The organism is Micromonospora sp. NPDC002296 (assembly GCF_040296145.1).
In the GTDB taxonomy this organism is placed as follows: Bacteria; Actinomycetota; Actinomycetes; order Mycobacteriales; family Micromonosporaceae; genus Micromonospora.
In genome coordinates, this window is sequence record NZ_JBEOWQ010000094.1 from 1 (window position 1) to 8,292 (window position 8,292).

Annotated in this window: 4 protein-coding genes; 3 read left to right on the forward strand and 1 reads right to left on the reverse strand. The window is 72.6% G+C overall.

What is annotated here, in order from left to right:
• Positions 1-914: 914 nt before the first annotated feature.
• Complete coding sequence (locus ABT023_RS28600) at positions 915-1,094, reverse strand: hypothetical protein (RefSeq protein WP_350889748.1); 180 nt, start codon at positions 1,092-1,094, stop codon at positions 915-917.
• Positions 1,095-1,163: 69 nt separating this feature from the next.
• On the opposite strand from ABT023_RS28600, the gene ABT023_RS28605 reads away from it, so the two are divergent.
• The 3 genes from ABT023_RS28605 (at position 1,164) to pulA (ending at position 8,016) form a co-directional block, all read left to right on the forward strand.
• On the forward strand, positions 1,164-1,829 hold the full coding sequence (locus tag ABT023_RS28605; protein ID WP_350889742.1) for a hypothetical protein: 666 nt from the start codon (positions 1,164-1,166) through the stop codon (positions 1,827-1,829).
• Positions 1,830-1,907: 78 nt separating this feature from the next.
• Positions 1,908-2,297 (forward strand): DUF6841 family protein, encoded by a 390-nt coding sequence (locus ABT023_RS28610; RefSeq protein WP_350889744.1) that lies wholly within the window; start codon positions 1,908-1,910, stop codon positions 2,295-2,297.
• Positions 2,298-2,514: 217 nt separating this feature from the next.
• Complete coding sequence (pulA, locus tag ABT023_RS28615; protein WP_350889746.1) at positions 2,515-8,016, forward strand: pullulanase-type alpha-1,6-glucosidase; 5,502 nt, start codon at positions 2,515-2,517, stop codon at positions 8,014-8,016.
• Positions 8,017-8,292 lie beyond the last annotated feature (276 nt).

Sequence of the window (8,292 nt, forward strand, 5' to 3'; positions counted from 1 at the left end):
CGAGAACACCGGCGGAAAGAACGGTCCTACGGATCAGATCGGTACGCATGAGCGTGCTCCTCTGGTCGGGGGACACGCGACAACACCCGCAAGAAAGCGACGTGTGCCGCGAAGGGGAAATCAGATCAGGAGGACAACCACGGCGGCTCGGGGGAACCTGTCGCGTCGTCCGGGGGATGTAACCAACCCGGCCGGCCCCGCATTCCACCCGGGGCCCCGGCTCCGGGGCTGCCCCGGGCCGGTCCCGCCCGGGTGAACCATGTACAACGCCCCCGACCCCCCACCGATTCCACCCCCACGGTGACCCCCACCACCGGATACCCCACCCCAAACCCCCCCCATAATTCCGTTGATCAAACGGCGAAACCCGACACAAAGCGCTTGATCAACGGGGTGGAGCCGGAGCGTGGTCCGTACGGTTGGCTGCCTTCTGCTCGGCTTGCCGGGTCGATGGCAGGCAGGATGGCCGACCGCCACCACCGACGAAGCTTGCTGCTGCAGACAGGTTCCGGCCCTCCTCAAGCCGGAGTGCCCCCGGTCCCTTTGCTCTGCTGCCGTCACCGCAACACCGGCACCGGGCATCCGCTTCAGGTCGCGGGCCAACGGGCGGACGGCAAGGAAGCATCGGCCACGCTCCGTGAGCGTTGCATGGAGGGCAGCAGAGCAAAGGGGGTGAACAGGTATCACCGCCGGCCGGCGACGACGGATGCTGCCTTGCCTCCGGCCCCCGTCAAAGCGGTGATTCTGACACAAACCTCTTGATTAACAGGACCTGTGGGTGCTGGACCGGATGCCCGGGACCGGAAGTGCCCGGCGAAACCCCGCGGCCGGGGTGGGCGCGCACCCCAAGGGGTGACCCGCCTGAGGCGGTGGTGCAGAGCACCGTTGGGAAACGGGCCGAGGGGCCGGAGGACTCAGGCCGGGGTGTCGGGGCCGGCGTCGAGAGCGCCGGCCTCCGCGTGCCGGTCGCGCAGCCGGGCCCGGATCTCCTCCGGGGTGTACGCCCGCCGCCGCCGCTCCGCCCGGGCGACGACCACCCCGGTCGCGGCGACACCCGCGAGACCGGCCAGCCCGAGCACCTTCCACCACCGCATCCTTTGCCGCATCCGCTTAGGGTAGACCCCCATGAGCGAGCAGAACGCCGACGGCACCGGGGTGAGGGCATGAGCATCAGCCTGGACGAGGCCGTGGAGTTGACCCGCACCGGCGACGTATGGGTGTTCCGGGGCCGTAGCGCGCCCGACCGCGCCATCCAGTTCACCACCAACAGTCCGGTCAACCACGTCGGCATGGCGGTGGTGCTGGACGACATGCCGCCGCTGATGTGGCACGCCGAGCTGGGCCGGTCGCTGCCGGACATGTGGACCGGCACCCACCAGCGCGGGGTGCAGCTGCACGACCTGCGGGACGCGGTCTGCGTCTGGGCCAACCGGTACGGCCAGCGGGCCTGGCTCCGGCAGCTCGAACCGTCTGCCGACGCGGAGATGGAGAAGGCGGTGCTGCGTACCGTCGCCCGCCTCGACGGCACCCCGTTCCCCTCCACCGCCCAGCTCGCCTGGCGCTGGGCGCGGGGCCGGATGCCACGGGTGCGGCTGCCCCTGCCGGCCCGGCGGGACGCCCCCGGCGGCGTCGCGGTGCGCGACCGGGCGCTGGAGACGGCGTACTGCGCCGAGGTGGTCGCGGTGACCTACGAGGCGATGGGCCTGCTGCCGGCCGGCCGCCGGCCGAACTGGTACGACCCGGGCCGGTTCTGGAGCGGCGACGACCTCGGTCTGGCCGCCGGGGCCCAGCTCGGCGCCGAGATCGAGGTGCACGTTCCGCAACGTTGAGCGACGGCGGCGTCGCCCGCCGGGGCGTCGCCCCGTGGCCGGTTTGCCGGGGCGGCCGGGTGGCAATTGACAGTCCTCGTGACAGCCCCCACCGATCTCGACGCGCTGACCGACTTCTTCGACCGGTACGGCGTCGCGCTCACCACCGGTGACGTGGCGGCCGTGGCCGGCTGCTACGCCCTGCCCGGGCTGGTGGTCGCCGACACCTACAGTTTCTCGTTCGTCTCCCCGGCCGCGGTGGCGCTCTCCTTCGTCGGCGCGGCCCCGGACTACCAGGAGCGCGAGCTGGTGGCGGCCAACGCCCTGATCGAGGACGTGCAGTGGGTCTCCGCGCTGCTCATCGAGGTGGGCGTGGAGTGGGAGTTCCTGGACAGCCAGGGGCGGCGGGTGCCCGGCGAGCGGTACCGGTACCTGCTGCGCGGCACCGACAACGGTCCCGCCATCTGCACGGTCATCCGCGTCGCCTGACCCGCCGAGCCGCACGGTTCCCGCCGGCAGCCCGCAGCCGACCCCGGTCGCTGCCGGCTGCCGCTGCCCGCGCCGCCCGCGCGGGCCGTGATGGCGTCCACCCGCGAGCCGGCGCTTGCAAGATGTCTGCATTGTTGCGCTCTCGTTTGCAAGGTATTGCAGAACGTTTCGGCAAGGGCTAGCGTGCGGGCGAATCACGACCAGAGGAAGGCCGTCGATGAAACGCTCGCCGATGTCCCGTAAGGCGTTGCTCGCCTTGGTCTCCACCCTCACCCTCGCCCTCGTCGGCACCCCCGTCGCCGCGCACCAGCGCGCCGCCGAGGCCGCCCCGAGCCCGACCAGCGCCGACCCTCTCGCCGCCGCCGGCGCGGTGCAGTGGCGCTCCGAACCCTCCGTCGAGGCCCTCCTGAAGGCAGGCTCCGGCGACGCCCGCGCCGAGCAGTTCTACTTCGTACTGCCGGACCGGTTCGCCAACGGCGACCCGCGCAACGACTCCGGCGGGCTCGCCGGGGACCGGCTGAAGACCGGCCTCGACCCCAAGGACAAGGGCTTCTACCACGGCGGCGACCTCAAGGGGGTGCTGGACAAGCTCGACTACATCCAGGGGCTCGGCACCACGGCGATCTGGCTCGCCCCGATCTTCAAGAACCGGCCCGTGCAGGGCGTCGGCGCGGACGTGTCGGCCGGCTACCACGGCTACTGGATCACGGACTTCACCCAGGTCGACCCCCACTTCGGCACCAATGAGGAGCTGAAGAGGCTGGTCAAGCTCTCGCACCAGCGGGGCATCAAGGTGTACCTCGACGTCATCGTCAACCACACCGCCGACGTCATCAAGTACGCCGAGGGCAAGTACGCGTACATCGACAAGAAGACCGCGCCGTACACCGACGCGCAGGGGCGGGCCTTCGAGGACCGGAACTACGCCGACGGCAGCCGGGACTTCCCGAAGGTGAACGCCGAGTCCTTCCCGTACACCCCGACCTTCGAAACCCCGGCCGACGCGAGGGCCAAGGTCCCGGCGTGGCTCAACGACGCCACCATGTACCACAACCGGGGCGACTCGACCTTCTCCGGCGAGAACAGCGAGTACGGCGACTTCTACGGCCTGGACGATCTGTGGACCGAGCGCCCCGAGGTGGTCGAGGGACTGACCAAGGTCTACGGCGACTGGATCGGCGGCACCGGCGTCGACGGGTTCCGGCTGGACACCGTCAAGCACACCAACCTGGAGTTCTGGCCGCAGTTCAGCCGGGGCATCCAGCGGGCCGCCGAAGCCGCCGGCAAGAAGGACTTCTTCATGTTCGGTGAGGTCTACAGTGCCGACCCGGAGATCACCTCCACGTACGTGCGGCGCGGCGGCCTGCCGGCCACCCTCGACTTCGCGTTCCAGGAGGCGGCCCGGGGCTACACCGCCGCCGCCGGCTCCGCGAAGGCGCTCGCCGACGTGTACGCCCGCGACGACCTCTATGCCTCCCGGGACACCGACGCCAACCGGCTGACCACCTTCCTCGGCAACCACGACATGGGCCGGATCGGCTCGTTCATCGCTGCCTCCGGCGGCGACGACGCCGCGCAGCTGCGCCGCGACCAGCTCGCCCACCAGCTCATGTTCCTCACCCGGGGCCAGCCGGTGGTGTACTCCGGCGACGAGCAGGGCTTCACCGGCCCGGGCGGCGACAAGGACGCCCGGCAGGACATGTTCGCGTCGAAGGTGCCCGACTACCTCGACGACGACCTGATCGGGACCGACCGCACCCACGCCGGCGACCAGTTCGACCCGACGCACCCGCTCTACCGCACCATCGCCGAGCTGGGGCGGCTCCGGCAGGCCCACCCGGCGCTGCGCGACGGCGTCCAGGTCACCCGGTACGCCGCCGACGGCCCCGGCGTCTTCGCCTTCTCCCGGATCGACCCGAAGCACCGCACCGAGTACGTCGTCGCCGTGAACAACGCCGGCACCGCGCAGACCGTCACCGTGGACACCTGGTCGGCCGGGGCGGCCTTCGCCGGGATCTACGGCGGCGCGGCGACCGCGACCGCCGGGGCCGACGGCAGGCTGGCAGTGACCGTGCCGGCGCTGTCCGCCGTGGTGTACCGGGCCGGCCGGGCGATCCCGCAGGCCGACGCGAAGCCGTCGATCGGCATCACCGCCCCCGCCCCGGACGCCCCGGTGGCCACCCGCGCCGCCGTCACCGCCCAGGTCACCGGCGATCCGCTGGCCACCGTCACCGTCGCCGCCCGGGTCGGCGGCGGCAGGTGGACGCTGCTGGGCAGCGCCCACCGGGCCCCGTACACCGTGCACCACGACCTGACCGGCCTGGCCGGCGGCACGAGGATCGAGTACAAGGCCGTCGTCCGCGACGGCAGGGGGCGCACCGCGAGCACCCGCTCCACCGCCACCGTCGGCACCCCGGCGCAGGGCGCGTCGCGGGACTGGGCGGTGGTGCACTACCAGCGCCCGGCCGGCGGGTACGACGACTGGGGCCTGTACGCCTGGGGCGACATCGACCCCGCGTACGCCACCGAGTGGCCGAAGGGGCAGCCGTTCGCCGGCGAGGACTCGTTCGGCCGGTTCGCCTGGGTGAAGCTGAAGCCGGGCGCGAAGTCGGTCGGCTTCCTGGTGGTCGACTCCGACGGGAACAAGGACGTCGCCAACGACCGGACCATCGACGTCACGCGGACCGGCGAGGTGTGGGTGAAACAGGGCGATGCCGCGCTCTACCCGACCCGGCAGGCGGCCACCGGCGAGCCGGACCCGCCGGTCGACGAGGGCACCGCGCTGATCCACTACCGCCGGGCCGACAACAGCTACGACGGCTGGGGCCTGCACCTGTGGGACGGCGCGGCCGACCCGACCGAGTGGTCCGCCCCGCTCAGGCCGGAGCGGACCGACGCGTTCGGCGCGGTCTTCCGGGTGCCGCTGGCGGCCGGGGCCACCGGGCTGAGCTACATCATCCACAACGGCGACGTCAAGGACCTGCCGGACGACCAGCGGCTCGACTTCGCCGCGGCGGGCCGGGAGGTCTGGCTGCTCGCCGGCACGCCGGGCCGGCTGCTGCCGTCGACCTCGTCCGGAGGGTCCAGGGACGTGGACATCACCCAGCAGAAGGCACAGTGGATCGACCGGTCCACCGTCGCCTGGCAGGCCGGGCCCACCGACGGCCGGACGTACGCCCTGGCGGCCGCCCCGGCCGGCGGGCTGAGCGTCGTCGACGGGGAGCTGTCCGGGACGTACACCACGTTGCCGCTGCGGGCGCAGCGCAACGGGCTCACCGAGGCCCAACGCGCGAAGCACCCGCACCTGTGGGCGTACCAGGCGTTCAGCCTGGACCGGGACGACCTGGCGAAGGTGCCGGCGGCGCTGCGCGGGCAGCTCGTGGTGACCGAGCGGGACGCGCGGGGGGCGCTGCTCGGCGCGACCGGGGTGCAGGTCCCGGGCGTGCTCGACGACGTCTACGCCGCCGCCACCGGCGCGGGGCTCGGGGCGACCTTCGCCGGCGGGGTGCCCACCCTCTCGGTGTGGGCGCCCACCGCGCGGACGGTGGCGCTGGAACTGTTCGACTCGCCGACCGCCGCGCCGCGCACCGTGTCGATGCGCCGCGACGACCGCACCGGCGTCTGGTCGGCGCGCGGCGACCGGGGCTGGACCGGGAAGTACTACCGGTACCGGGTCGAGGCGTGGCAGCCGGCGGCGCAGAAGGTGGTCACCGCCTCGGTGACCGACCCGTACTCGGTGGCGCTCGCGCCGGACTCCACGCACAGCCAGGTCGTCGACCTGGCCGACCCGGCGCTGGCCCCGAAGGGATGGGCGAACCTGCGCAAACCTGCCGCGCCGCCCGCCGCGAAGGCACAGATCCAGGAGGTCTCCGTCCGGGACTTCTCCATCGCCGACAGCACCGTGCCGACCGAGCGGCGGGGCACCTACCTCGCCTTCACCGACCCGGACACGGCCGGGATGAGGCACCTGAGGGCGCTCGGCGGCGCCGGGGTCGACTACCTGCACCTGCTGCCGGCGTTCGACTTCGCCACCATCCCCGAGCGCCGCGCCGACCAGCGGCAGCCGGCCTGTGACCTGGCGAAGCTGCCCCCGGACTCCGACGAGCAGCAGAAGTGCGTGGCGGCGGTGGCGGAGTCCGACGGCTACAACTGGGGGTACGACCCGCTGCACTACACCGTGCCGGAGGGCGGCTACGCCGTCGACCCGGCCGGGTCGAAGCGGACCACCGAGTTCCGGCGGATGGTCGCCGGGATCAACGGCACCGGCCTGCGGGTGGTCATGGACGTGGTCTACAACCACACGTCGGCATCGGGCACCGACGGCAGGTCGGTGCTCGACCAGGTGGTGCCCGGCTACTACCACCGGCTGCTGCCCGACGGCACGGTCGCCAACTCGACCTGCTGCGCGAACACCGCCCCCGAGCACGCCATGATGGGCAAGCTGGTGGTCGACTCCCTGGTCACCTGGGCGAAGCAGTACAAGGTCGACGGGTTCCGGTTCGACCTGATGGGCCACCACCCGAAGGCGAACATCCTGGCCGTGCGGGCCGCCCTGGACAGGCTCACCCTCGCCCGCGACGGCGTGGACGGGCAGAAGATCCTGCTGTACGGCGAGGGCTGGAACTTCGGCGAGGTGGCCGACGACGCCCGGTTCGTGCAGGCCACCCAGGCCAACATGGCGGGGACCGGGATCGGCACGTTCAACGACCGGCTCCGTGACGCGGTGCGCGGTGGCGGGCCGTTCGACCCGAACCCGCGGGTGCAGGGCTTCGCGTCGGGCCTGTTCACCGACCCCAACGGCGACCCGGTGAACGGGTCGGCGGCCGAGCAGAAGGCCCGGCTGCTGCACGCCCACGACCTGATCAAGGTCGGGCTGACGGGCAACCTGCGCGGCTACCGGTTCACCGATTCGGCCGGCCGGCAGGTCACCGGCGGCCAGGTCGACTACAACGGCTCGCCCGCCGGCTACACCGCCGCGCCGGGGGAGGCGGTCACCTACGTCGACGCGCACGACAACGAGATCCTGTACGACGCGTTGGCGTACAAGCTGCCGCAGGCCACCTCGGCGGCGGACCGGGCCCGGATGCAGGTGCTCGCCCTCTCCACGGTGGTGATGGGCCAGGGGACCGGGTTCGTGACGGCCGGCTCGGAGCGGCTGCGCTCGAAGTCGCTGGACCGCAACTCGTACGACTCCGGTGACTGGTTCAACCAGATCCGCTGGGACTGTGCCCAGGGCAACGGCTTCGGTGCCGGCCTCCCGCCGGCGGCGGACAACCAGGACAAGTGGCCGTACGCGAAGCCGCTGCTGGCCGATCCGGCGCTGGTGCCGGGCTGCGCGGCGATCAACCTGGCCGACGCCCGGTACGCGGAGCTGCTGCGCATCCGCGAGTCCTCGCCGGTGTTCGGGCTGGCCACCGCCGGCCAGGTGCAGAAGCGGGTCGCCTTCCCGCTCTCCGGCACCGCTGAGACCCCGGGCGTGCTCACCATGACCCTCGACGCCCGCGGGCTCGACGGAAAGTGGCGGTCGGTGACCGTCGTCTTCAACGCCACCCCGGAGGCGGCGCGGCAGCGGGTCACCGGGCTGCGCGGGGCGGACGTGGCGCTGCACCCGGTGCTGAGGGCCTCCGCCGACCCGGTGCTGCGCACCGCGTCGTTCGACCGGGGCACCGGCACCTTCACGGTGCCGGCGCGCAGCGTGGCGGTCTTCGTCCAGAGCTAGCCGTCGACCGGCCGGCCCCCCTCTGCCCGTGGCGGAAGGGGGCCGGCCCGTGTCCGGCCGTCCGCACCGGAGACGGCCGCCGGCCCCGCCCGGTGGGATCCGTGTGCGGATCCTTCCCGAGCGGGGCCGGTGGACTGCCCGTGGCCGGTGTCACCGTTGCCGGCTACCAGCCCTGCCTGCCGTCAGGCGAAGCAGTTGGGGATGTGGCCGGTGCAGTTGGTGGGGTCGTTGTCGATGACGATGGATTCGTCGTCGAGGCGGACTTTGCCGTCGTTG

Bases quoted from the DNA above. Each gene is read 5' to 3' on its own strand.
- ABT023_RS28605 (WP_350889742.1), top strand. From the start codon at position 1,164: ATGAGCATCAGCCTGGACGAGGCCGTGGAGTTGACCCGCACCGGCGAC.
- ABT023_RS28600 (WP_350889748.1), bottom strand. From the start codon at position 1,094: ATGCGGTGGTGGAAGGTGCTCGGGCTGGCCGGTCTCGCGGGTGTCGCC.
- pulA (WP_350889746.1), top strand. From the start codon at position 2,515: ATGAAACGCTCGCCGATGTCCCGTAAGGCGTTGCTCGCCTTGGTCTCC.